This is a genomic window from Actinomadura rudentiformis (genome assembly GCF_008923185.1).
In the GTDB taxonomy this organism is placed as follows: Bacteria; Actinomycetota; Actinomycetes; order Streptosporangiales; family Streptosporangiaceae; genus Spirillospora; species Spirillospora rudentiformis.
Window position 1 is genome coordinate 1 of the sequence record NZ_WBMT01000014.1, and the last position, 25036, is coordinate 25036.

Annotated in this window: 12 protein-coding genes; 6 read left to right on the forward strand and 6 right to left on the reverse strand. The window is 70.7% G+C overall.

The window, feature by feature from the left end; all coding sequences use genetic code 11:
* The 3 genes from F8566_RS27655 to F8566_RS27665 all read right to left on the reverse strand — a co-directional run.
* Positions 1 to 5426: non-ribosomal peptide synthetase (locus F8566_RS27655; RefSeq protein ID WP_151564773.1), on the reverse strand; the 5426-nt coding region annotated here is incomplete at its 3' end.
* A complete protein-coding gene (locus F8566_RS27660; RefSeq protein WP_151564774.1) occupies positions 5423 to 15028 on the reverse strand; it encodes a non-ribosomal peptide synthetase in 9606 nt (3201 codons plus the stop codon). The genes F8566_RS27655 and F8566_RS27660, both read right to left, overlap by 4 nt.
* A gap of 401 nt (positions 15029 to 15429) precedes the next feature.
* Positions 15430 to 17037 carry an amino acid adenylation domain-containing protein gene (locus F8566_RS27665; protein ID WP_151564775.1) on the reverse strand — a complete coding sequence of 536 codons (1608 nt, stop codon included), beginning with the start codon at positions 17035 to 17037 and terminating at the stop codon, positions 15430 to 15432.
* A 346-nt stretch (positions 17038 to 17383) separates the two neighbouring features.
* Between F8566_RS27665 and sbnA the strand changes: the two genes are divergently transcribed.
* The 5 genes from sbnA to F8566_RS27690 all read left to right on the forward strand — a co-directional run bounded on the left by sbnA (position 17384) and on the right by F8566_RS27690 (position 22003).
* A complete protein-coding gene (gene sbnA, locus F8566_RS27670; RefSeq protein WP_151564776.1) occupies positions 17384 to 18400 on the forward strand; it encodes a 2,3-diaminopropionate biosynthesis protein SbnA in 1017 nt (338 codons plus the stop codon).
* Between the two features lie 44 nt (positions 18401 to 18444).
* Positions 18445 to 19470 (forward strand): 2,3-diaminopropionate biosynthesis protein SbnB, encoded by a 1026-nt coding sequence (gene sbnB, locus F8566_RS27675; protein ID WP_151564777.1) that lies wholly within the window; start codon positions 18445 to 18447, stop codon positions 19468 to 19470.
* Between the two features lie 85 nt (positions 19471 to 19555).
* Positions 19556 to 19789 (forward strand): hypothetical protein, encoded by a 234-nt coding sequence (locus tag F8566_RS27680; RefSeq protein ID WP_151564778.1) that lies wholly within the window; start codon positions 19556 to 19558, stop codon positions 19787 to 19789.
* 72 nt (positions 19790 to 19861) lie between these two features.
* A complete protein-coding gene (locus F8566_RS27685) occupies positions 19862 to 20974 on the forward strand; it encodes an acyl-CoA dehydrogenase family protein (protein WP_151564779.1) in 1113 nt (370 codons plus the stop codon).
* Positions 20975 to 21007: 33 nt separating this feature from the next.
* On the forward strand, positions 21008 to 22003 hold the full coding sequence (locus tag F8566_RS27690; protein WP_151564780.1) for an ADP-ribosylglycohydrolase family protein: 996 nt from the start codon (positions 21008 to 21010) through the stop codon (positions 22001 to 22003).
* Between the two features lie 16 nt (positions 22004 to 22019).
* Here F8566_RS27690 and F8566_RS27695 read toward each other — a convergent pair whose 3' ends face one another.
* From F8566_RS27695 to F8566_RS27705, 3 genes are all read right to left on the reverse strand, one after another.
* Complete coding sequence (locus F8566_RS27695) at positions 22020 to 22451, reverse strand: TIGR03668 family PPOX class F420-dependent oxidoreductase (protein ID WP_225993587.1); 432 nt, start codon at positions 22449 to 22451, stop codon at positions 22020 to 22022.
* A 103-nt stretch (positions 22452 to 22554) separates the two neighbouring features.
* Complete coding sequence (locus F8566_RS27700; protein ID WP_151564782.1) at positions 22555 to 23358, reverse strand: enoyl-CoA hydratase; 804 nt, start codon at positions 23356 to 23358, stop codon at positions 22555 to 22557.
* A 34-nt stretch (positions 23359 to 23392) separates the two neighbouring features.
* Complete coding sequence (locus F8566_RS27705) at positions 23393 to 24046, reverse strand: class II aldolase/adducin family protein (RefSeq protein WP_151564783.1); 654 nt, start codon at positions 24044 to 24046, stop codon at positions 23393 to 23395.
* A gap of 74 nt (positions 24047 to 24120) precedes the next feature.
* Between F8566_RS27705 and F8566_RS27710 the strand changes: the two genes are divergently transcribed.
* The gene (locus F8566_RS27710; RefSeq protein ID WP_151564784.1) at positions 24121 to 25035 is read left to right on the forward strand and encodes a carbohydrate kinase family protein; all 915 of its coding nucleotides are present in this window, start codon (positions 24121 to 24123) and stop codon (positions 25033 to 25035) included.
* Position 25036: the final 1 nt, after the last annotated feature.

Sequence of the window (25036 nt, forward strand, 5' to 3'; positions counted from 1 at the left end):
ACGTAGACCCGCAGGTCGGGAATCCCCGTGCCGATGATGCTGCCAGGCGCGGTCGCGGCATAGGCACGGTCGAGCGCGACGTACGACACGTGCACGGTCGTCTCAGTGATCCCGTACATGTTGACCAGAGTCGGCGCGTCATCCGCGTGGCGGCCGTACCAGTCTTCGAGACGGCCCAACTCCAGCGCCTCACCACCGAAGACGACGTAACGCAACGCCAAGTCGGCACCGGGATTGTCCCTATCGGCCACCATGAGCTGATAGAACGCCGACGGCGTCTGATTAAGGACCGTGACCCTCTCAGCCACGAGCAGCTTCAAGAAGTCGTCCGGCGAACGCGAAACCATGAAGGGAACGACGACCAAGCGGCCGCCATACAGCAGCGAGCCCCACAGCTCCCACACTGTGAAGTCGAACGCATACGAATGGAACAACGTCCACACATCATCCGGGCCAAAGTCGAACCACGGCTCGGTCGAACGCAGCAACCGCACCACGTTCTGATGCGGAACCACAACCCCCTTGGGCCGACCCGTGGAGCCCGACGTGTAGATGACGTACGCCGGATTGTCCGGTGAGACGGCCACACCCAGGTTGGAGTCGGCATACTCGCCCGGCACTTCGACCGAGTCGAGTGTCAGGACGGGTCGGGCGTCTTCAAGCATGTAGGCGATGCGGTCGGCCGGGTAGTCCGGATCGATCGGCACATACGCCGCACCCGACTTGAGCACCGCCAACACCGCGATCACCAGATCAGCCGAGCGCGGCAACTTCAACGCCACAAACTGCTCCGGCCCGACGCCCTGCGCCACCAGATGACGCGCCAAACGGTTGGCCCGCGCGTTCACCTCGCCATACGACAGCGTCACACCCTCGAACGACACCGCCGCAGCATCCGGCCGCAACGCCACCTGCGCCTCGAACAACTCCGGAATCGTCGTCCGCCCCACCGACCCCGCCGCGCCACCCGCCCACTTGCGCAGGATGGTTCGGCGTTCTGCCCGGTCGAGGATCTCGGCGGTGCTGATCGGCTCGTCGGGGGCGTCGAGCAGCTCTCGCACCAGCCGTTCGAAGCGGGCCGCGATCGACTCGGCGGTGGCCGGGTCGAAGAGGTCGAGCGCGTACTCCAGTCCGGCTTCGATACCGGCGGGAGCACCGTCGTCGCCGTGCCGTTCCTCCACGTAGAGGCACAAGTCGTACTTGGCTGCGCCTGACGGAAGCGGCTCGGTTCCGCCGCTCAGCCCTTCCAGTTCAAGCCTGGCCTCGGGGTTGTTCTGGAACGACAGCGCGACCTGGAACAGCGGGTGCCGGGACATCGACCGCGCCGGGTTGAGCACCTCGACGAGCCGCTCGAACGGCAGGTCCTGATGCGCGTACGCGGCGAGGTCGGTCTCCTTGACCCGCCCGATCAGTTCACGGAACGACGGGTCGCCGGACGTGTCGGTGCGCAGCACGAGCATGTTGACGAACATGCCGACCAGGTCGTCCAGCGCCTCGTCCGTACGGCCCGCGATCGGCGAGCCGATCGGCACGTCCGTCCCGGCACCGAGACGCGTCAGCAGCGCCGCGTACGCCGCCTGCATCACCATGAACAGGCTGGCGCCGCTCTCCCGAGCGACCTTCAGCAGCCGCGCGTGCAGGTCGGCGTCGAGCTCGAAGGCGAACGTGGCGCCCCGGTGGCTGGCCTCGGCCGGACGGGGCCGGTCGGCCGGAAGCTCCAGCTGGTCCGGGATCCCGGCAAGGGCCTGGGTCCAGTACGCGATCTGCCGTGAGATGAGGCTTTCCGGGTCGTCCTCCGACCCGAACAGCTCCTGCTGCCACAGCGTGTAGTCCGCATACTGCACCGGCAACGGCGCCCAGTCCGGCGCCTTGCCCTCCCTGCGCGCCGCGTACGCCACGATCACATCCCGGGCCAGCGGCGCCATCGACCAGCCGTCAGCCGCGATGTGGTGCAGGACCAGCATCAGAACGTGGACGTCGCCGCCGAGCGAGAACAGCCGGACGCGCAGCGGCGGCTCGATCGACAGGTCGAAGCCCTGCCCGACGACGGCGGCCAGCTCGGCGGACAGCCGCGCCTCGTCCGTCTCGGTCACGGTGAGCCGGGGCCGCGCAACGGCCGGGTCGAGCACGAGCTGCCGCGCGGTGCCGGAGCCGTCCGGGAAGATCGTGCGGAGCGACTCGTGCCGTGTCACCACGTCGCCGAGGGCGGCCTGCAGCGCCGCGTGGTCGATGTCCCCCACGAGCCGCAGAGCTGCGGGCATGTTGAACGTGGCCGAGCGCCCCTCGAAGCGGTTGAGGAACCACAACCGCTGCTGCGCGTACGACAGCGGGACGATGTCCGGGCGCCGTTCGGCACGGGCGAGCGCGGGCCTGACCTCGCCGGATGCCTCGGCGAGCCGCTCGGCAAGACCGGCCACCGTCGGCGCCTCGAAGAGGGCCCGGAGCGGCAGCTCCACACCGAGCGCCGACCGGATCCTGCCGACCAGGCGCGTCGCGATCAGCGAGTCGCCGCCGAGCGCGAAGAACCCGTCGTCCACGCCGACCCGCGCGACGCCGAGCACCTCGGCGAACAGCCCGGCGAGGATCTCCTCGCGCGGCGACCGCGGTGCCCGGCTGACCGAGGCCCCCGTGTCGGGAGCGGGCAGGGCCCGCCGGTCCAGCTTCCCGTGCACGGTCAGCGGCAGCGCCTCCAGCACGGTGAACGAGGGGACCATGTAGCCGGGGAGGTTCGCGGCGACATGCCGCCGCAGCGCCGCGACGTCCACCTCTCCGGCGACATAGGCGGCCAGGCGCTTGTCCCCCGGCGTGTCCTCGCGGACGACGACGGCGGCCTGCGTGACACCCGGGTACGCGCCGACGACGCTCTCGATCTCGCCGAGCTCGACCCGGTAGCCGCGGATCTTCACCTGGTCGTCGACCCGGCCGAGGTATTCGACGGTGCCCTCAGCCGTCCAGCGCGCAAGGTCACCGGTCCGGTACATCCGATCGCCCGGGTCTCCGAACGGGTCGGCGACGAACCGTTCGGCGGTCATGCCGGGACGGTCGAAATAACCGCGCGCCAGCTGGACACCGGCGAGGTAGAGCTCACCGGGGATGCCGGGCGGCACGGGCTGCAAGGCCGCGTCGAGCACGTACGAGCGGGTGTTGCGGTAGGGGCCGCCGACCGTGGGACGTTCGCTGAGGCCGACGACCTGGTTCATCGTGTCGATCGTCGACTCGGTCGGCCCGTAGAAGTTGCGGGTCGTCACGCCGGGCAGCGCACGCAGCTCGTCCCACAGCGCCGCGCTGATCGCCTCTCCACCGAGCAGCAGTTGAGACGGCCGGTGCCGCCCGTCATCGGCGAGCAGCCCGGCCTCCCGCAGCGACTGGAAGTGCGACGGCGTGGTGTTGACCAGGTCGATGCGCGCCTTGGCGACGTACGCCGTGTAGGCCTCCACGTCACGGCGTGTCTCGTCGTCGATGAGGTGCAGCTCGTGGCCGTACATCATCCACAGCAGGCCCATCCACGACGTGTCGAACGAGAACGACGACAGGTGCGCGAACCGCATCCGCCGGCCGCCGGCCGCCTCGATCGCCGGGTCGAAGAACGCGGCGCGGTGCGCCTCGAAGTAGTTGAGGACGCCCGCGTGCGGCACGACCACGCCCTTGGGGCGTCCGGTCGAGCCCGAGGTGTAGATGACATAGGCGCTGTTGCGCGCCGAAGCCCTGCGTTCAGGGTCATGCGAAGGACGACCCGTGACGTCGAGGTTCTCCCTGATCGTCAGCGCGGGCCGGCAGTCGTCGAGCATGTGGGCGATGCGGTCCGCCGGGTACTCGGGATCGATCGGCACGTACGCCGCGCCCGCCTTCAGCACCCCGAGGATCGACACGACGATCTCGGGGATGCGCGGCAGCACCAGCGCGACCCGGTCCTCGGGCCCCACCCCACGAGCGATCAGCTCGTGCGCGAGGCGGTTGGCCCGCGCGTTCAGCTCCGCATACGTGAGGGAAAGATCTCCCCACACCAGCGCGACATCGTCCGGCGTCCGCGCGGCCTGTGCTTCGAAGAGCTCCGGCAGCGTGCCCGGGCGCAGCTCCGCCGCCGTGTCGTTCCAGGCCGCGAGCCGTGCGCGCTCGTCCTCCCCCGCCAGCTCCACGGCCCCGATCGCCTGCCCGGAGTCGGCGGCGAACGCCTCCAGAAAACGCCGGATGCGGGCCAGCAGCGCCTCGACGACGTCCTTCTCGTAGACGTCCGGCCGGTAGTGCAGCCGCAGCGACAGTCCGGGGCCGGGCACGGCGACGAACGACAGCGGGAAATGCGTCGCGTCGTACGACTCGGCGCCGGAGATCCGCACACCGTTCAGGGATCCGTCCATCGAGGCCGGGTCGAACGGATAGTTCTCCAGCACGGTCATCGTGTCGAAGAGCTGGCCGTGGCCCGCCACCCGCTGGATGTCGGTGAGGCCGAGGTGGTGGTGCGGCAGCAGGTCGGCCTGCTCGTCCTGGAGGCGCTCCATGAGCGCGGAGAGGGGTTCGTCGGGCCGGTACCGCACGCGGACGGGCAGGGTGTTGATGAAGAGCCCGATCATCTGCTCGACGCCGGGGAGCTCCGCCGGCCGACCCGACACGGTGGAGCCGAAGACCACGTCGTTGGTTCCGAGCAGGCGTCCGAGCACCAGGCCCCACGCGCCCTGCAGCACGGTGCTGAGCGTGACGCCGTGCCGCCGGGCGGCACGCTGGAGCTTCTTGGTCAGCCGCTCGTCCAGCTCGGTGATGGTCCGTTCGGGCAGCACGGGCGGGCGGCCCGCCGCGTCGGGCGCCACAAGACTCGGCTCGGTCACGCCGTCGAGCGCGGCCTGCCAGGCCTTTTCGGCGGCGCCACGGTCCTGCTGGGAGAGCCAGGCCAGATAGTTCTTGTACGGGGTGACGCGCGGGAAGCCCGAGTCGTGGCCACCCTGCACGTACAACGTGAACAGCTCGGTCGCCAGGATCGGCGTGGACCAGCCGTCCAGCAGGATGTGGTGATTGGTGAACACCAGCCGGTGCCGTTCGGCGCCCAGCCTGACCAGGACGAACCGCAGCAGGGGCGGCGCGGTCACGTCGAAACGGCGCGTCCGTTCCCGCGCCACGACCGCGTCCGCCTCGGCCTCGTCCGCGACGTCGAGCTCCTCCCAGGGCAGCTCGACGCCGCGCGGAATGACCTGCACCGGCTTGGAGAGGTCCTCGTGCCAGAACGCGGCGCGCAGGTTGGAGTGGCGCCGCAGCAGCGTGTCCGCGGCGGTGCGCAGCGCGGCGGCGTCCAGCGGCCCGTCGAGATCGAGAACGATCTGCGCCGTGTAGACGTCCCTGCCACCCGAGCCGGTGTCCGCGTCGTACAGCGCATGGAAGAAGAATCCCTGCTGCAGCGGCGACAGCGGCAGGATGTCCTCAAGGTCACCACGGTTCAACGGCGCTTCCTCCAGGTGTCCTGCAGCTGGTCGATCTCGGACTGGTCGAGGTCCACCAGGAGGTCGGACGGGGTGAACCCGCCGGCCGCCTCGGTGCCGTCGCCGCTGACGTGCGCGACCAGACCGCGCAGCGCCTCGAACCAGCCTTCGGCGAGCTCTCGTACGTCGTCCTCGGCGAGCAGCCCGTCCGGCCACGTCCAGGTGGCGCTGAGCTCGGGCCCGCCCGCCAGCTCCCGGGTGATCGCGTTGATCTCCAGGACGTGCGCCATGGGCATCCGCGGGTCCTCGCCACCGGGCAGTTCCTCGGCGGCCAGGCTCCAGTCACCGTCGCCGCCCGGGTCCACCCGGCCGAGGTAGTTGAACGCGATCTGCGCGGGCGCGAGATCGGCCAGCTCCTCAGCCGCCTCGGCGTTGAGGTAACGGAGAAGTCCGTAGCCGACGCCGTCGTCGGGGATCTCGCGGAGCTGCTCCTTGATCTTCTTGATCGCGGTGCCGACGGTCTGGCCGCCGTCGCGTACCTCCGCCCAGTCGATCGTGCCCGCGTCCAGCCGGACCGGGTGGATCGAGGTGAACCAGCCCGCGGTGCGCGACAGGTCCACGCCCGGCACGACATCCGCGCGGCCGTGGCCTTCGAGGTCGATGAGCACGCCGGTGCCGCGGCCGCCGCGGTTCTTGCGCCAGTGCGCCACGGCGAGCGACAGCCCGGTGAGCAGCACGTCGTTGGCGCGGCCGTGGAACGCGGCGGGAACGTCGGTGAGCAGCGGCCCGGTCACGTCCGCGGGCAGGTCCAGCCGGACCGTCCGCGCACGGGCGGCGATGTCCACGCGCGGGTCGATGGCGCGGCTCGCAAGCCGCTGGTCGGGGCCGTCCACGATGTCGAGCCAGGTCTCCAGCTCGGCCTCGGCGCGGGCCGGATCGGTCGCGGCGGCGGTGAGCCGTTGCGCCCAGCGCCGGAACGAGGTGGGGACCGGCTGGAGCTCTCCGCCCGCCCACGCGGTGACCAGGTCGGGGAGGAGGATGCGCCAGGAGACGCCGTCCACGACGAGGTGGTGCAGGACCACCAGCAGGCGGCCCTGTGCCTGGCCTGCGTCGAACCACACGAGCTGCCCGGTGATTCCGGCGGCGGGATCGAGGCGGTCGCGCGCGGCGGCGGCGTGCTCGGCGACGACCTGGGCGAGCTTGTCGGCGTCCAGGGCGGCGGCGTCCACGCGGGTGACGAGGCCTTCCGCGTCGACGGTACCCGCCGGCCGGACCACGGGCTGCCAGTGGTCGCCGTCCACGTCGAGCCGCAGCCGGAGCACGTCATGGTGGTCGATGAGCGTCTGGAACGCGGCGGTGAGGCGGTCCATGCCGAGAGCCGGAGGCGTGCGGAGCAGCGTCGACTGGTGGAAGCCGCGGATCAGCTCGGCGTCGCCGCCGGCCCGCTCGCGCAGCCAGGCCACGACGGGCGTGATCGGCACGGGCCCGGTGCCGGTGCCGGGCGCCTCGACCTCGATCTCCTCGCCCTCGCCGACCGGGCGGGCGACCGCGGCGAGCTGTTCGACGGTCTGGTGCTGGAAGACATCACGGGGAGAGATGACCAGCCCGGACTGGCGGGCCCGCGACACCAACTGGATCGCGATGATCGAGTCACCGCCCAGATCGAAGAAGCCGTCATCGACGCCGACCCGCTCCAGGCCCAGCACCTCAGCAAAGAGCCCGGCAAGAGCCTCCTCGTCGGCCGTGCGAGGCGCGCGTGCGGAGACCTTGGCCGCGAAGTCGGGGACGGGCAGCGCGTCGCGGTCCAGCTTGCCGTTCACCGTGAGCGGCAGCGCGTCCAGGGCCACGACGGCCGACGGGACCATGTAGTCCGGCAAGTCCTGGGCGAGGAGGCGCCGAAGGGCGGCGGAGTCGATGTCCGCACCGACCACGTAGGCGACCAGACGGTCGTCTCGGACGATGACCGCCACGTCGGCCACGGAGGCATGCCTGGCCAGGGCCGATTCGATCTCGCCGAGCTCGATGCGGAAGCCGCGCAGCTGCACCTGCTGGTCGGACCGGCCGAGGTATTCGAGGCTGCCGTCGCCACGCCAGCGGCCCACGTCACCCGTGCGGTACATGCGCGTGCCCGGCTCGCCGTAGGGATCCGCGACGAAGCGCTCAGCGGTCAGGGCCTGGCGGTTGAGATAACCGCGCGCCAGACCGGCGCCCGCCACGTACAACTCACCTGCCACTCCAGGCGCGACCGGCTGGAGATGGTCGTCGAGAACGTAGACCCGCAGGTCGGGAATCCCCGTGCCGATGATGCTGCCAGGCGCGGTCGCGGCATAGGCACGGTCGAGCGCGACGTACGACACGTGCACGGTCGTCTCAGTGATCCCGTACATGTTGACCAGAGTCGGCGCGTCATCCGCGTGGCGGCCGTACCAGTCTTCGAGACGGCCCAACTCCAGCGCCTCACCACCGAAGACGACGTAACGCAACGCCAAGTCGGCACCGGGATTGTCCCTATCGGCCACCATGAGCTGATAGAACGCCGACGGCGTCTGATTAAGGACCGTGACCCTCTCAGCCACGAGCAGCTTCAAGAAGTCGTCCGGCGAACGCGAAACCATGAAGGGAACGACGACCAAGCGGCCGCCATACAGCAGCGAGCCCCACAGCTCCCACACTGTGAAGTCGAACGCATACGAATGGAACAACGTCCACACATCATCCGGGCCAAAGTCGAACCACGGCTCGGTCGAACGCAGCAACCGCACCACGTTCTGATGCGGAACCACAACCCCCTTGGGGCGCCCGGTCGACCCGGACGTGTAAATCACATACGCCGGATTGTCCGGCGACACCGCGACACCGAGATCGCTGTCGTCGTAGCCCTCGGGGATCTCGACGCTCTCCAGCGTCAGGGCAGGTTGGGCGTCCTCGAGCATGTAGGCGATGCGGTCGGCCGGGTAGTCCGGATCTATCGGCACATACGCCGCACCCGCCTTGAGCACAGCGAGCACCGCGATGACGAGATCCGCTGAGCGCGGCAACTTCAGCGCCACGAACTGCTCAGGCCCGACACCTTGGGCGACCAGATGACGCGCAAGGCGGTTGGCGCGGGCGTTCACCTCGCCGTACGTCAGCGTCGAGCTCCCGAACGTCACCGCCGCAGCATCCGGCCGCAACGCCGCCTGCGCCTCGAACAGCGCCGGGATCGTGGTCCGCTCCGCCGAGCCCGCCGAGCCCGCCGCGCCACCCGCCCATTCGGTGAGGATGGTCTCGCGCTCGGCCGGGTCGAGGACGTCGATGTCGCTGATCCGCGCCTCGGGGTCGGCGAGAAGCGCGGTCAGGTATCGCTCGAAGCGCTCGATGAGCCGCCGCGCCGTGGACGGGTCGTAGAGGTCGAGTGCGTACTCCAACTCGCCGTCGAGCCCGTCCTCGCGCTCGGTGAGAACCATGAGGATGTCGAAGCGGGCGACACCGGCGTGCAGCGGCTCGACCTCCGCGCTGAAACCGGGCAGCTCCAGCTTGGCCTCGGGGTTGTTCTGGAAGGTCAGGCCCACCTGGAAGAGCGGGTGACGGCCGAGGTGGCGCGGCGGGTTGAGGACCTCGACGAGCCGCTCGAACGGGACGTCCTGGTGGGCGTACGCGGCGAGGTCGGTCTCCCGCACCCGCGCGACGAGGTCCCGGAACGTCGGGTCGCCGGAGGTGTCGGTCCGGAAGACCAGCATGTTGACGAACATGCCGACCAGATCGTCCAGCGCCTCGTCCGTACGGCCCGCGATCGGCGAGCCGATCGGCACGTCCGTCCCGGCGCCGAGACGCGTCAGCAGCGCGGCGAAGGCCGCCTGCGCGACCATGAACGGGCTGGTGCCGGTCTCCCGTGTGACCTTCAGCAGCGCCGTGCGCACGTCGGGGCCCAGCCGGAAGCGCGCCGTGCCGCCCCGGTAGGACGCCTGGGCCGGGCGCGGCCGGTCCGCAGGCAGCTCCAGCTCTTCGGGAAGCCCGGCGAGGGCGTCCTTCCAGTAGGCGATCTGCCGTGAGATGAGGCTCTCCGGGTCGTCCTCCGACCCGAACAACTCCTGCTGCCACAGGGTGTAGTCCGCGTACTGCACCGGCAGCGGCGCCCAGTCCGGGGCCTGGCCGCCCGCCCGCGCCGCGTACGCCGAGATCAGATCCCTGGCGAGCGGCGCCAGGGACCAGCCGTCACCTGCGATGTGGTGCATGAGCAGCAGCGCGACGTGCTCGTCCGGCGCGACCTTGTAGAGATGGGCGCGCAGCGGCGGCTCGGCGGAGATGTCGAACGCGTAGCCGGCCGCCATCCCGAGCCGCGAGGGCAACTCGGCCGCCGTGGTCTCGGTGATCTGGAGCTCGGGGCGCGCCACAGCCGGATCCAGGACGAGCTGCCGTGGCACGCCGCCGCTGTCGGGCAGGATCGTCCGCAGCGTCTCGTGCCGCTCGACCAGGTCACCGAGGGCGGCCTGCAGCGCCTCGTGGTCGAGGGCGCCGCGGATGCGCAGCGCGGTCGGCACGTTGTAGGTGGCGGACGGTCCCTCGAACCGGTTGAGGAACCACAACCGCTGCTGCGCGTACGACAGCGGGACCGTCTCGGGCCGCTCGCGCCGTTCCAGCGCCGGGCGCCCGGCTTCGCCCGCCGTCAGCTCTTCCAGCCGCGCGGACAGCCGGGCGACGGTCGGCGCCTCGAACAGCGCGCGCACGGGCAGCTCGACGTCGAGCGCCCGGCGGACCCGGCTGACGACCCGCATCGCGATGAGCGAGTTGCCGCCCAGCTCGAAGAAGTCGTCGTCGATGCCGACCCGGGCGACGCCCAGCAGGTCGGCGACGACGGCGGCGATCGTCTCCTCGCGGGCGTCCCGCGGGGCACGGTAGGCGGTCGCGGTCCCGGCCACGGTGATGTCGGGCCGGGGAAGCGCCTTGGTGTCGACCTTGCCATTGGGGGTCAGCGGCAACTGATCCAGGACGACCACGGCGGAGGGCACCATCGACTCGGGCAAGTGACGGCGAACGTGGGCGCGCAGTTCTTCTGGGTCGAGGGTCTGTCCAGGAGCCGCGACGACGTACGCGACGAGGCGCTTGGCCGTGGGCTCATCGGTGGGCTGGTCCGCGACCGATGCCGCCCGGAGTTCGTCGGCGCCCGGCAGGTCCAGGCCGGAGACGGCGACGGACGCGTCGGCGACGACGGCTTCGAGCACCTGCCGGTACCAGGCCGCGAGCCGTTCGACGGTCGCGCGGTCGAACAGGTCCAGCGCGTACTCGATCGTCCCGACCATGCCCGCGCCCTCAGCGCCGGTGATCGGCTCTTCTATCAGGAACTCCAGGTCGAACTTGGCCACACCGGCGTCCACCGGTTCGACGCCCACGGTCAGCCCCGGCAGCTCGACCGACGGTGCCGGATTGTTCTGGAGGGTGAGCATGACCTGGAAGAGCGGGTGCCGGGACAGGGACCGCGCCGGGTTGAGGGTCTCGACGAGGCGCTCGAACGGCACGTCCTGGTGGGCGTACGCGGCGAGGTCGGTCTCCCGTACCCGGGCGAGCAGCTCGGCGAACGCCGGGTCGCCGGAGGTGTCGGTGCGCAGCACGAGCGTGTTGACGAAGACGCCGACCAGTTCGTCGAGCGCCTCGTCCGTACGGCCCGCGATCGGCGAGCCGATCGGGACGTCGGTCCCCGCGCCGAGCCGTGTAAGGAGCGCGGCGAGCGCTGCCTGCAGCACCATGAAGAGGCTGACCTGGTGGTCGCGGGCCAAAGCGGACAGGCCGTCCGACAACTCCTGCGGCACCTCGAACGTGACTTGCCCGCCGCGGTAGGACGCCCGCTCGGGCCGGGGCCTGTCGGTGGGGAGGGCCAGCTGGTCCGGGAGGCCCGCCAGGGCGCCCTTCCAGTAGTCGAGCTGGCGGGCGGCGAGGCTCCCGGGTCCGGTGCCGAGGAGCTCCCGCTGCCAGAGCGCGTAGTCCGCGTACTGCACCGGCAGCGGTTTCCAGTCCGGTGCGGAGCCGTCGCGGCGGGCGAGATAGGCGGTGATGACGTCCCTCGCCAGCGGCGCCAGGGACCAGCCGTCACCTGCGACGTGGTGCATGACGAGCAGCAGGACGTGCTCGTCGGCGGCGAGCCGGTAGAGGAAGGCGCGCAGCGGGAGCTCGCCGGCCAGGTCGAAGCCGCGCGTGGCGTCCATGAAGAGCCGCGCGTGCAGGTCTCCGGGCAGGTCTCCGTCCGGCACCTCGACGATGGTCAGCTCCGGCTCGGCCTCGTCCGGGTCGAGGATCCGCTGGTACGGCTCGCCGTCGGACTCGCCGAACAACGTTCGCAGCGACTCGTGCCGTGCGATCACGTCGCGCAGCGCGGCTCGCACGGCCGCGTGGTCGATCTCGCCCGTCAGACGCAGCGGGATCGGCATGTTGTAGGTGGCGGTCGGGCCTTCGAGCCGGTTCAGGAACCACAGGCGTTCCTGCGCGTACGAGACCGGCAGCGGGTCCGGGCGCGCCGCCGGGATGAGCGCCGGCCGCACCTCGCCTTCCGGACCGGCCGTCGCGGCGGCGATGTGGGCCGCGATCCCGGCGACGGTCGGCGACTCGAACAGCACCCGGATCGGCAGCTCGGTGTTCAGCGCCGCGCGGGCGCGCGAGACCACCCGGGTCGCCTTGAGCGAGTCCCCGCCGAGGTCGAAGAAGCCGTCGTCGATGCCGACGCCCGGCAGCCCGAGCACCTCGGCGAAGATCCCGCACAGGATCTCCTCGCGGGCGTCGCGCGGGCCCCGTCCGGTCACCGCCGCCGTGAAGTCGGGGGCCGGGAGGGCTGCACGGTCGAGCTTCCCGGCCGGGTTGAGCGGCAGCTCGGCGAGTTGCACGACGGCCGCCGGCAGCATGTACTCCGGCAGCGTGCGGGCCACGAACCCGCGCAGCGCCGCCGGGTCAAGCGGCATGCCGGGCTCGATCGGGACGACGTAGGCGACCAGCACGGTGTCGCCCACGTCGTCCGTGCGGGCGACGACGACGCTCTGCCGCACGCCGGGGTGGGCGACGAGGGCGGTCTCGATCTCGCCCAGCTCGATCCGGAAGCCGCGCACCTTGACCTGGTGGTCGGCGCGCCCCAGGTACTCGAGATTCCCGTCGGGCGCCCAGCGCGCCAGGTCGCCGGTGCGGTACATGCGTGCGCCGGGCTCGCCGAACGGGTCGGCCACGAACCGGTCGGCGGTCAGTCCCGGACGGCGCAGGTAACCGCGGACCACGCCCGGGCCGCCGAGGTAGAGCTCGCCCGGCACGCCCGGCGGGACGAGCCGCAGCGCCGCGTCCAGCACGTAGGCGCGCACGTTGGCCATGGGCCGGCCGATCGGCGCCCGCCCCTCAGGATTGCCGTCGTCGTACCAGCCGGTCACCACAACGGTCGCCTCGGTGGGCCCGTAGATGTTGGAGATCCGGGCGTCCGGCGCCTGCCGCCGGACCTCGCGGAGCATCGGCGGGGGCAGCGCCTCGCCGCCCAGCGTGATGTGGTCGGCCTCGATCCGCACGTCCTCGCGGCCGAGCACCGCCGAGGCCGCCGAGGGGACGCCGCCGATGAACGTGCCGGACCAGCCGCCGCGTTCGCCGACCTCCAGCAGGTCCCGCATGACCTCGATCTCGCCGCCGAGCGTCAGCGGCAGCAGCCACTCCTGGACCGACAGGTCGAAGTTGAGCGAGGTGGCGAACGCCACGCGCCGCAGGGCGTCGGCGCCGAAGAACTCGACCACGCGGGCGCGGAACGCGTTCATGTCGGCGTGGTTGACGGCGACGCCCTTGGGCCGGCCGGTCGAGCCCGAGGTGTAGATGACGTACGAGAGGTTGCCGGGCAGGAGCGGCCGGACCCGGTCGGCGTCCGTGACGTCGGTATCGGCGAGCTCCGCGTCCTCCTCCAGGAGGTCGAGCTCGATGCGGGTGACGCCGGCGGGCAGCGCGGCGTCGCTGGTGGTGATGACGCAGGCCGGAGCGGCGTCCGCCAGCATGTAGGCGATCCGGTCGGGCGGGTAGGCGAGGTCGATCGGCAGGTACGCGGCACCCGCCTTGAGCACGGCGGTCAGCGCCCCGACCATGGCGGCGTCGCGCGGCAGGGCGATGCCGACCAGGTCCTCGGGCCCGACGCCGAGCGCGATCAGCCGCCGGGCGAGGCGGTTGGCCCGGGAGTTGAGCTCCCGATAGGTGAACGTCCTGGCGCCGTGGCGGACGGCCGGGGCGTCGGGCGTCGCGGCCACCTGGCGTTCGAACAGCTCGGGCCACACCTGCGTGGGGCGCGGCACCACGGCCCCCCTGCTGGTCTCCAGGACCTGGCGCCGTTCGGTCTCGTCCAGGAACTCCACGTCGCGCAGCGGTGTGGACGGGACGACGTCGCCGAGCGCCGTCAGGAACCGCATGAAACGTTCCTGGTGGGCGGCGACCTCGGCCTCGGTGTACAGGTCGGGGTGCGCCTCGAAGTCGACCCGCAGGCCGTTGCCGTCGAAGTTGTCGTAGATGTTGATCGACAGGTCGTCGACCGGCCCGGTGGTGATGGCGTGCATGCGGCCGCGCGTCCCGGCGAAGTCGAGCCGGTAGTCGAAGGCCATGATGTTGACCGTCGGCCCGTAGAGCCTGCGCCGCTCCCCCAGCAGCTTCAGGTCGCGCACCAGGTCCTCGCGGCGGTAGCGCTGGTGGCGCAGCGCCCGCGCGGTGGCCCGGGTGACCGAGCGGACCAGTTCCTCGACCGACATGTCCGGCCGGACCTCCACCCGCAGCGGCAGGATGTTGGAGGTCATCGCGGCCGTCTCCTGCGCCAGCGGCGTGGTGCGGCCGGTGACGGCCAGGCCGATGATGACGTCCTCGGTACCGGTCATGCGCCCGACGTACGCGGCGGTCGCGGCGATCGCCAGCGCCTGGGTGGCGGTGCGGAGCCGCCGCGCACCGGCGGCGAGGTCGGCGGTGGTGTCCGGCGGCAGCGTGGTGATGCGGCTGATCGGCCACGGGGTCGGGGCGGCCATGTCGTCGGTCAGGCTGACGGCGACCGGCTTGTCGGCGAAGCGCTCGGTCCAGTAGGCGCGGTCGCGCTCGTACTTCTGCGAGGTGCGGTAGGCGGCGTCCTCGGCCAGCAGCCCGCGGTACGAGCCGTGCTCGACCTCCTCGTACTCGCCGCCGTTGGCCAGGGCCGTGTAGACCTCGGCGGCCCGGCGGCTGACCATCGAGCCGCTGAAGGCGTCCGCGACGATGTGGTGGCAGCGGATGAACCACCAGTGCAGCTCCGGCGCCAAGCGCAGCCAGCCGGTGACGTAAAGGCGCTCGCCGTCCAATGGCAGGGGCTCGGCCATGCGCTCGTGAATCCACGCGCGCGCGGCGGCCCGGGGATCCTTTTCGCCACTGAGGTCGATGAGCGGAACCGTCGCCGTCGCCGTGCGATCCAGGATCTGGAAAGGAATGCCGTCCCGCTCGACGATCCGGGCGTTCATTGCTTCGCCCTCGTGCGCCGCGATGTTCGCCACCCGGTCGAAAACGGCGTGATCTATCGGGCCCTCGATTTCGATGTACTGCGCAATATGAATCGGCGTTTCGGGTGCCAGTTGCTGCGCGTACCAGACACTCTGCTGAGCGGCAGAAAGAGGAACGTACTCAGTAGACGACATCAGGAGGCACTTTCCCGGTCTGAGGGGTTTTGTGTGACGCGAAGAGTGACGACGAAACTTCGGGCTGTACCCCGTCCCCTTTCCCCGAATCCCTGCCGGTCTCGCGTCGCTCACGCGCGACCCCATCGCGCCGAGCCAGCTCCCAACCAGTGCAGAGCGCCGCTGCTTTCCCGCCCCCCGGTCAGGGCAAGCCCTCGACCACGTCTGTACTGAGGAGTAGCGGTGCCACAGTTAACCAGCCTGTCACATGCCTCGCAATCCCCCCGTATGTAGAACTTAGCCGCAGGAATTGCTCACGACCGTGACAAAAAAGCCTGTTGGCGGCGCATGGGACGCTCGACAAGTGACAAGGGTTGACGACCGAACTCGGCCAATGTCATCACGGAGAGTGAACGACGCCCTCAGCGGTCCGCGACGGACGCTGGGCTGACCGGGGACGCCGGGCTGACCGGGGACGCCGGGCTGACCGGGGACGCCGGGCTGACCGGGGACGCTGGGTTGACCGGGTACTCGTGCACCACCACCGCGGCGGCCCCGACGCCCGGGTGCCGCTGCAGCACGGCCTCGATCTCGCCGAGTTCCATCCGGACGCCCGCGATCTTGACCTGGCGGTCGACGCGGCCCAGGTACTGCAGGGTGGGCACGCCCGCACCGGATGCCGAGGGTGACAGCAGCCGGACGGCGTCCCCGGTCCGGTAGAGACGGCCGGACGGCGTCCGCTCGAACGGGTCGGAGTAGAAGGCCTCGCGGGTGCGCTCGTGGTCGCCGAGATAGCCGCGCCCCACGCAGACGCCGCCGACGAAGAGCTCACCGGTCTCGCCGATGTCGCAGGCGCTCCAGGTGCCGTCGTCCTCGTTCCGCAGCACGTAGAGCTGGGTGTTGACGATGGGGGTGCCGATCGGCAGCCGAAGAAGCTCCAGGTCCTTGGCGGTCACCGTGTGGTGGGTGACGTCGTCGGAGCACTCCGTAGGGCCGTAGGCGTTGAGCAGCCGGGCGTGCGGCATGGCCTCCAGCCAGCGGCGCGACAGCTCGGCCGGCAGCTCCTCCCCGGTCGCGATCATCCACCGCAACCCGCCGAGAGAATGCGCGGGAGCCCCTGTGAGGTCATCGAGAAGGTGCCTGACCATGGTCGGGACCAGCTCGACGATGGTGATGCCCTGCTCGTCGACGGCCCGTGCGAAGGCCATCGGGTCGTGCCCGACGTCGTCGCCGATGACGTCCACCCGGCCGCCCAGGAGCAGCGGGCAGAGCATCTGCCAGACCGAGATGTCGAAGCCCAGCGGGGCGGTCTGGGCCAGCACGTCGGCGGGCGTCATCTCCAGGTCGACGATCTTGGCGTAGAGGTGGTTGATCATCCCTTGGTGCTCGACCACGGCGCCCTTGGGCGTGCCGGTCGAGCCCGAGGTGAAGAGCACGTACCGGGGCTGGTCGAGGGCGTGCAGGCGCGGCTCGCCCGGCCATGGCTCGCAGGTGTCCGCGCGTTCGGCCCGGATGATCTCGCAGCCCGCCTCGGCCGCGCCGGCCAGGAGCGCCGGTGCCGGCTCCCCCTGGTCGACGGTCACCAGCACGCGCGCGCCGGCCTGGGTGAGCACGTCCCGGACCCGCGCGGCCGGCCAGGTCTCGTCGGCGGGGACATAGAGCGCGCCGATCAGCTCGATGGCGAGGAACGCGGAGATCACGGTGGCACAGCGCGCGCCGCCCACGCCGACGACCGTGCCAGGCTCGACGCCCGCGCGTTCCAGCACAGTGGCCAGGCGGCGGGCCTCGGCGGCGAGCCCGGCATAGGAGAGCGAACGCGTCGCGTCGGTGACGGCGGGCCGATCGCCCTCGGCGGCGAAACGCTCGACCCGGGTGATGACCGGATCGGTGAGGTCGACCGGGTGCTCGCGGGTCATGCCGTGGCGGACGGCCAGCTCACGGGCCCGCGCGACCTCCGCCGGGGACACGTTCAGTGCGGGCAGCCCGGCCGGCGCGAGCAACCGTTCAGCGACCTGTCCGCGAGCATTCATCTTAACTCTCCGTGATGTAGGAATTCTCCACCGTCATCGGTAAATCATGTCGGCCCAACAGCTTATGACCGACCCCGGCCGAATCTGCACCAGAATCGACTCATAGGAGACTACCGGCGAGTAAGTAGGGGGTTGCGGGCACACAACCCCGAAGGTACGGTTATGCTCCGCCACGGTTCGGTCCAGAACCTCGTGGCGCGCTTCGGGGGGCAGATGGGGGACACCCGAAATTGCTTTTTGGGTATTCGATTCACGGGACGGCGCGGGATCACCAATCCAAGTCCCTCGGCAGGAAAGTAACAATTTCACCGGACCTGTTGATCGTCGTTTCCGCAAGGGTGGCAGCGTGCCCATCATCACCTCGCCGCAGGACTTCAATGTCGAGGATCTCTATGTGGATCTCCGGCCGGTCCTCGACTGTCCGCTCTATCTCAAATGCGAGGGATTCAATTTCGCCGGGTCGGTGAAGCTCAAGGCCGCCGCCGAGATGGTCGAGGCGGCCGAGCGGGACGGTGCCCTGACCCCCGAATCGATCATCGTCGAGTCGTCCTCGGGCAACCTCGGCATCGCGCTCAGCATCATCGCGGCGAGCAAGGGATACCGCTTCATCTGCGTCACCGACCCCCGCTGCAACCCGGCGTCGATGCGGCTCATGCGCGCCCTCGGCGCCGAGGTCCGGGTCATCTCGCGGCAGGACGCCAACGGGGGCTTCCTGGAGAGCCGGATCAAGTACGTGCGGGAACTCTGTGAGACCGAACGCGACGGCACCGAACGAAACGGCGGGGCGGAGTACGTCTGGCTCAACCAGTACGCCAACCACAACAACTGGCTGGCGCACTACCGCGGTACCGCACCGGCCATCGACCGGCACTTCCCCGAACTGGAGGTGCTCTTCGTCGGCGCCGGCACCACGGGGACGCTGATGGGCTGCGCGCGGTACTTCCGGGAGCGCCGCCGTCCGGTCACCATCGTCGCCGTCGACGCGGTCGGCTCGGTCACCTTCGGCGGCATCCCCGAGCGCCGGATGGTGCCCGGCCTCGGCACCAGCAGCCGCCCCGAGCTCGTCGACGAGTCGTTCATCGACGACGTCGTGCACGTGCCGGAGACCGACACCATCCGCACGGTGCACCGGCTGTCGTCGCGGGGCTTCCTCTTCGGCGGGTCGACCGGGACCGTCGTCAGCGGCGCGGAGCGCTGGCTCGCCGAGAAGTACCCCGGTGAGTCCCCCGTGGCCGTCGCGATAGCCCCCGACCTGGGCGAACGCTATCTCGACTCCATCTACGAGGAGAGCTGGCTCCGCGACAACTTCGGCCACATCCTCGCCGACCTGAACCTCCCCAACGCCGATATTCTCGGCATCTGATCGCCTTCCACCCGCCCTTTCACGTTCTCGGAGTTCGACGGACCATGACGCAGCCCCCCTCCTTCGCCGTGATCTCAGGCGCCCAGGTACACGAGGCGATCACCGGCCGGGAAGACCAGGTCACCCGGATGATCGAGGCCGCCTACCGGCTGCACGGCGAGGGCGCGACCGTCAACCCGGACTCCTACTTCCTGCGCTTCCCCGACCGCCCGTCGTCGCGGATCATCGCGCTGCCCGCCTCGGTCAAGGGCGACGTGGACGTGCACGGCATCAAGTGGATCTCCAGCTTCCCCGAGAACGTGCAGGCGGGGATCCCACGCGCGTCCGCCGTGCTGATCCTCAACGACACCGGGACGGGCTACCCGTTCGCCTGCCTGGAGAGCTCCATCATCAGCGCCGCCCGGACGGCCGCCTCCGCGGCGCTCGCCGCCGCCGAGCTCAGCTCCCGCCGGGGCGTGCGCCCGGGCAGGGTCGGGTTCTTCGGCGTCGGCCTGATCGCCCGCTACATCCACACCTATCTCGCGGGCAACGGCTTCACCTTCGACGAGCTGGGCGTCCATGACCTGTCACGCGAGCACGCGGAGGGCTTCAAGGGCTACCTCGAACGTTCGGAGAAGGGCACGATCACGATCCACGAGTCGGCCGAGGACCTCGTCCGGTCGTCCGATCTGATCGTCTTCGCCACCGTGGCCGGCGAGCCGCACGTCACCGACCCGGCCTGGTTCGGGCACAACCCGCTCGTGCTCCACGTCTCGCTGCGGGACCTCTCCCCCGAGATCATCCTGTCGTCCTACAACGTGGTGGACGACGTCGAGCACTGCATGAAGGCCAACACCTCCCCGCACCTGGCCGAGCAGCGGGTGGGCCACCGCGACTTCGTCGCCGGGACGCTCTACGACGTCCTCACCGGAGCGATCACGCCGCCGGCCGGCACGCCGGTGGTGTTCTCCCCGTTCGGCCTCGGCGTCCTCGACCTCGCCGTCGCCCGCTACGTCTACGACCAGGTCACCGCCGCCGGGGACCTGCAGACCGTGCCCGGCTTCTTCCACGAGCTCAAGCGCTACGGCTGAACGCGGCGCCCGGCGGATGGGCTGATGCCCGTGATGGACCGATGCCCGGCGGATGGACTCCCGTAGAAACGGGAAGGTGTCGGGCATGGAAGACAAACGGGCCGACGTTCAGGAGCTCTCCGACTTCGAGCTCTACGTCTACGAAACGGTCGCCGAGATCGACAAGGCCGGCGGCGCGGCCAACATCGAGACGCTGCGGAACCTCATCGACCGCCCGGAGGAGGACATCTGGGCGGCGTTGAGCCACCTGGTCTCCGCCAACCACGTGCACTCCACCGCCAAGGGCTTCACCCTCGGCCCGCACGACTGGGCACCCTGACGCTGGCCCCGGGCCACCCCGTACGGCACAATCAACCAAGCAAGCGTCAGGTTGGCTACAGGGGAGGCCTGGATGAGGCTCGTCGTCACCGAGGAGCAGGAGGAGCTGCGCGGCGCGCTGCGCAGGTTCTTCGCGGACAAGTCACCGGGCGCCGAGGTCCGCCGTCTCATGGAGAGCACCACGGGGTACGACCCGGCGGTCTGGGTGCAGATGGCCGAGCAGCTGGGCCTGCAGGGCCTGGCGATCCCCGAGGAGCACGGCGGGTCCGGGTTCGGCGTCCGTGAGCTCGTCATCGTCCTGGAGGAGATGGGCCGTGCGCTCGTGTGCGCGCCCTACTTCTCCACGGTCGTGCTGGCGGCGACCGCGCTCCAGGCGTCCGGCGACGAGAGCGCCCAGCGCGACCTCCTCCCGGGCATCGCCGACGGGGCCACCATCGCGACGCTCGCGTGGACCGAGAACGACCGCTGGGACCTGGAATCGATCACGATGACGGCCCGGCGATCCGGAGACGGCTGGATCCTGGACGGCACGAAGACCTACGTGCTCGACGGCCATATCGCCGGTCTCGTGCTCGTCGCGGCCCGTACCCCCCTCGGCCTGTCCCTCTTCGCCGTGGACGGTGATGCCCCCGGGCTCAGCCGCACACCGCTCCCCGTCCTCGACCAGACCCGCAAACTCGCCCGGCTGGACTTCGCCGCCGTGCCCGCCCGGCTCGCCGGCACCGAGGGCGGTGCGGAGGCGGTTCTCGCGCGCACCCTCGACATCGCGGCCGTGGGCCTGGCGGCCGAGCAGCTCGGCGGCGCGCAGGTCTCCCTCGACATGACCGTGGAGTACGCGAAGGTCCGGCACCAGTTCGGCCGTCCCATCGGGAGCTTCCAGGCGATCAAGCACCGCTGCGCGGACATGTTCGTCCAGGTCGAGTCGGCCCGTTCCGCGGTGCTCCAGGCCGCCGCCACCGCCGACGAGGACCCCGGCGAACTGCCGGTCGCGGCCGCCCTGGCGAAGGCGTTCTGCTCCGACGCGTACTTCCACACCGCGGGCGAGAGCATCCAGATCCACGGTGGCATCGGCTTCACCTGGGAGCACGACGCCCATCTGTACTTCAAGCGCGCCAAGTCGTCACAGGAGCTCTTCGGCCCGCCCGCCCATCACCGCAGCCGTCTCGCCGACCTCGTGGGTCTCTGACGCCCCGACGATCGGCGCTCCTACGATGGCGGGATGAAACGGGCGAGCGGAAGCATCTTCGGTCTGGCGTACGGCGACGCGCTCGGTGCCCCCACCGAGTTCCTGACCATGCGCCAGATCCATGAACGCCACGGCCTGGACGGCCCTCGCGATCTCCCCGGCAAGGCGTTGGTCACCGACGACACCCAGATGGCGCTGGCGGTGGCCAGCGGCATGCTGGACGCGCTCGACGACCCCCCGTTCACTCCCGACCAGATCACCCCGATCTGGCGGCGCCGCTTCATCGACTGGTTGCACGACCCCGACAACAATCGCGCGCCGGGCAACACGTGCCTCCGCGCGTGCCGGGGCATGGACGCCGGGCTTCCCTGGGTGGAGGCCACCCAGCACGAGTCCAAGGGTTGTGGCGCCAACATGCGCGTCACCCCGATCGGGCTCGTCCCGGGCTTCACCGACGAGACCCGTTCCGCTGTCGCACAGCTCCAGGCGGCGCTCACCCACGGCCACCCGACCGGCCTCGCCGCGAGCGAGCTGACCGCGTTCGCCACATGGTGGCTCCGTGAGGGCATGTCGCCCGCGGACCTGCCCGCGGCGCTCCGCGCGCACTGCCACGCACAGCGCGCCACGTACCACGAACGCTGGCTCGGTGACCTGTGGAAGCGTTCCAGCGCCTCCTCACCCGCCGAGTTCATCGCCCTCGGCTGGGACGAGTGCCTCCAGGCCCTGGACCGGCTCGACGCGGCCCTCCTGCGCGGCAGCCGCGACTCGGACCCCTGCGAGATCACCGGCGCGGGCTGGATCGCCGAAGAGGCCCTCGCGACCGCGCTCCTCTGCTTCCTGTTGTTCCCCGAAGACCCCGTCTCCGCCATCTCGCGCGGCGCCGCCAGCTCCGGCGACTCCGACTCCATCGCCTGCCTGGCCGGCGCCTTCGCGGGCGCTCACCTAGGCATGGACGCATGGCCCCGGGAATGGCAGAGCCGCATCGAGTACGCGGACCAGCTGACCCGTGTAGGCCAGGCTTGGGACTAGGAACGACCAGGTACGCCTAGGTCGTCTCGGGGGTGGCGGACCAGCCGGTCCAGCGGTCGATGACGACGGCGATGACGGGCCCTTCTGGGCGGTGCTCCCGGTACTGGGGGTAGCGGGCGGCCAGCAGGTCGATCGGCTCGGCCATCCGGGCGGCGTCATCGATGATGTGGGCGTGCCCGTCCACCCGGACCCACCAGAGGCGAGCCCAGTCGTCGTCGTAGTGGTCGGCGAGCAGGGCGACGTGCGGGTTGGCGCGGATGTTGGCCAGGCGCCTGAGGTCGCGGCCGCTCTTGGGCTTGTGGTCGACCGCGGTGTAGACCGTGCCGCGCTCGGCGGCGAAGGTGACCGGGACGAGGTGCGGCAGGCCGTTCTCGTCCACGGTCGCGAGGCGGACGACGGGGACCGTCATCAGCCGCCGCCGGGCGACGTCCTGAGCGAGGCTGGGCACAGCGGCAGCCTGCCACGAATCCTCCCCCGGCGTCAGGCTTGAACACGCGTCGGTCTTCGAACGTGCGTCGGTCTTCGAACGCGCGTCAGTCTTCGAACGCGCGTCAGTCTTTGAATTCCGGCGGGCGGTTCTCTTTCCGGGCCTGGATCGCCTCCTCGAAGTTGCGGGTCGTGAGGCGGACGAACAGCTGCGCGAGGCCCTCATGGTCCATGTGGGAGGTCAGGCTCGCCGCGTCCAGGCTCGACCACAACATCCGCTTCGTCAGCTCGACTCCCGGGCGGCTGAACGCGGCGATGCGTTCGGCCAGCTCATAGCACTCGTCCAGCAGCTTGTCGCCGGGCACGGCACGCGAGACCAGGCCGATCCGCTCGGCCTCCGCCGCGTCCACGTCCCGGCCCGACAACATGATCTCGAACGCGCGGGAGGAGCCGATCGCGCGCGGCAACAGGTAGCTCAACCCCAGCTCGCTCGCGGTCAGCCCGTTGTTGATCCCCGCCGCGCGGAAGTAGGCCCCCTCGGCGGCGATCCGGATGTCGGTGGCGAGGGCGAGGCAGAGCCCACCGCCGATCGCCGGCCCGTTGACCGCGCCGATCACCGGCTGGTGCATGCGCCGCATCGCCCGGATGACGTCGTCCAGCAACTCCATCGAACGCAGCGCGATGGCCGAGACCGTCAGCCCCTCGATGCCCGGGATGCGGCCCGGCGACTCCAGGTCCGCGCCGGAGCAGAAGCCGCGGCCCGCGCCGGTCACGACCACCACCCGGGTGCCGTTGTCGGCGCTGACCTTCTCCAGGGCCTCCTTGAACGGCACCATCACGTCGAACGCCATCGCGTTCATCCGTTCGGGCCGGTTGAGTGTGATCAGCGTGATGTGCGGGCGCGGCTTGTCGATCAGCACGAAGGACATCGGGCTCCCTCCCGGTAACCTAGCAAGCGCTAGGTTACCGTTCGTCCCGGCGCGGGTACACGGGCGGGGTGAGGCTGCGCTCGATGACCTGGACCAGCTCGTCCTCGGTGAGGATCCTGGGCTCGCCGACCGCCTTGGCGCGGACGTACACGCCGCAGAGCCATTCCAGCAGCCGGGCGTTCTCGTACGCGTCGTCCAGGTCCTTCCCGATGGCCACGCCGCCGTGGTTGGCCATCAGGGCCGCGCGCTTGCCCCCCTCCATCGCGGCCCGCACGCTGGCGGCCAGTTCCGGGGTGCCGTACGTGGCGTACTCGGCGACCTTGATCACCCCGCCGAGCAGCAGCGTGTTGTAGTGGATCGGCGGCAGCTCCGTCATCGTCGTGGCGACCACCGTGCCGTACGTCGAATGCGTGTGCACGATCGCGGCCGCGTCGGTGCAGCCATAGAGGGCCAGATGCATGGGAGTCTCCGAGGAGGGTGCCCGCTCCCCCTCGACCAGCCGGCCCTCGAGGTCGACGACCGGGCAGTCCTCGGGGGTCATGCGGTCGAGCATCACACCGCCCGGAGTGACCGCGACCAGGTCGCCGACCCGGACGCTGATGTTGCCCGACGCGCCGCTCACGAGTCCGGTCCCGGCCATCTTCCGGCCGATGTCGCACAGCGCCCGCCGCTCCTCGGCACATTTCATTTGCGAATCCCTCTCACGTTCAACCATGTTCAGGCCGTACGCTACGGCCCTGACGATCACAAGGGAGAACCGTCATGGCCGTCGTCACGCTCGGCGTGCACATCGTGGACGTCCTCGCCCGCCCGGTCGAGGCCATCCCGCCGGGACAGGGCACCGTCGTCGTCGACCAGGTCCGGCTGACCGCGGCCGGCTCGGCGGCCGGAACGGCCGTCGCCCTGGCCAAACTCGGCAACGACGTCGTCTCGGTGGGCGCCATCGGCGACGACGATCTGGGCGACATCCTGGTCACGATGATGACCCGCCACGGCGTGGACGTCACCGGCCTCGTACGCCGGACCGCCGACCAGACCAGCGCCTCGATCCTGCCCATCCGCCCGGACGGCGGCCGGCCCTCGTTCCACGTGCCGGGCGCCAACCTGACGCTGACCACGAGCGCGGTCGAGCCCGGCCTGCTGGCGGCGGCCGACGTGGTGCACCTCGGCGGGACGGACGTCACGTTCGGGCTGAACGACCCCGCCTTCTTCGAGATGCTGGCGGCGGCCCGGTCCGGCGGGACGATCGTCACCATGGACCTGCTGTCGAACATGCCCGACCTGATCACCGGCGCTGGTGCGTTCCTTCCGTACGTCGACTACTTCCTGCCGAACGAGGAGCAGGCGATGGCGATGGCCGGCAGCGACGACGTCGTGCGGGCGGCGCGCAAGCTGCTCGGTGAGGGCCCCCGCGCGGTGCTGGTCACGCTGGGCGAGCACGGCAGCCTCATCGCCTCGGCCGACGGTGTCGAACGCCTCCCGGCGCTGGAGGTCGACGTGGTGGACACGACCGGCTGCGGCGACGCGTACTGCGCCGGGTTCATCACCGCCCTCCAGCACGGCAAGGAGCTGCTGGAGGCCGCCCGCTGGGGCACGGCCGCGGCCGCCACGGTCGCGCAGGGACTGGGCTCCGACGCCTGCCTGACCGACCTCGACGGCGTCCTCGCCCTCCTGTGAA

Excerpts from the sequence above, each read along its gene's own strand:
- F8566_RS27660 (WP_151564774.1), bottom strand. The coding sequence starts at position 15,028 with ATGTCGTCTACTGAGTACGTTCCTCTTTCTGCCGCTCAGCAGAGTGTC.
- F8566_RS27665 (WP_151564775.1), bottom strand. The coding sequence starts at position 17,037 with ATGAATGCTCGCGGACAGGTCGCTGAACGGTTGCTCGCGCCGGCCGGG.
- sbnB (WP_151564777.1), top strand. The coding sequence starts at position 18,445 with ATGACGCAGCCCCCCTCCTTCGCCGTGATCTCAGGCGCCCAGGTACAC.
- F8566_RS27680 (WP_151564778.1), top strand. The coding sequence starts at position 19,556 with ATGGAAGACAAACGGGCCGACGTTCAGGAGCTCTCCGACTTCGAGCTC.
- F8566_RS27685 (WP_151564779.1), top strand. The coding sequence starts at position 19,862 with ATGAGGCTCGTCGTCACCGAGGAGCAGGAGGAGCTGCGCGGCGCGCTG.
- F8566_RS27690 (WP_151564780.1), top strand. The coding sequence starts at position 21,008 with ATGAAACGGGCGAGCGGAAGCATCTTCGGTCTGGCGTACGGCGACGCG.
- F8566_RS27700 (WP_151564782.1), bottom strand. The coding sequence starts at position 23,358 with ATGTCCTTCGTGCTGATCGACAAGCCGCGCCCGCACATCACGCTGATC.
- F8566_RS27705 (WP_151564783.1), bottom strand. The coding sequence starts at position 24,046 with ATGAAATGTGCCGAGGAGCGGCGGGCGCTGTGCGACATCGGCCGGAAG.
- F8566_RS27710 (WP_151564784.1), top strand. The coding sequence starts at position 24,121 with ATGGCCGTCGTCACGCTCGGCGTGCACATCGTGGACGTCCTCGCCCGC.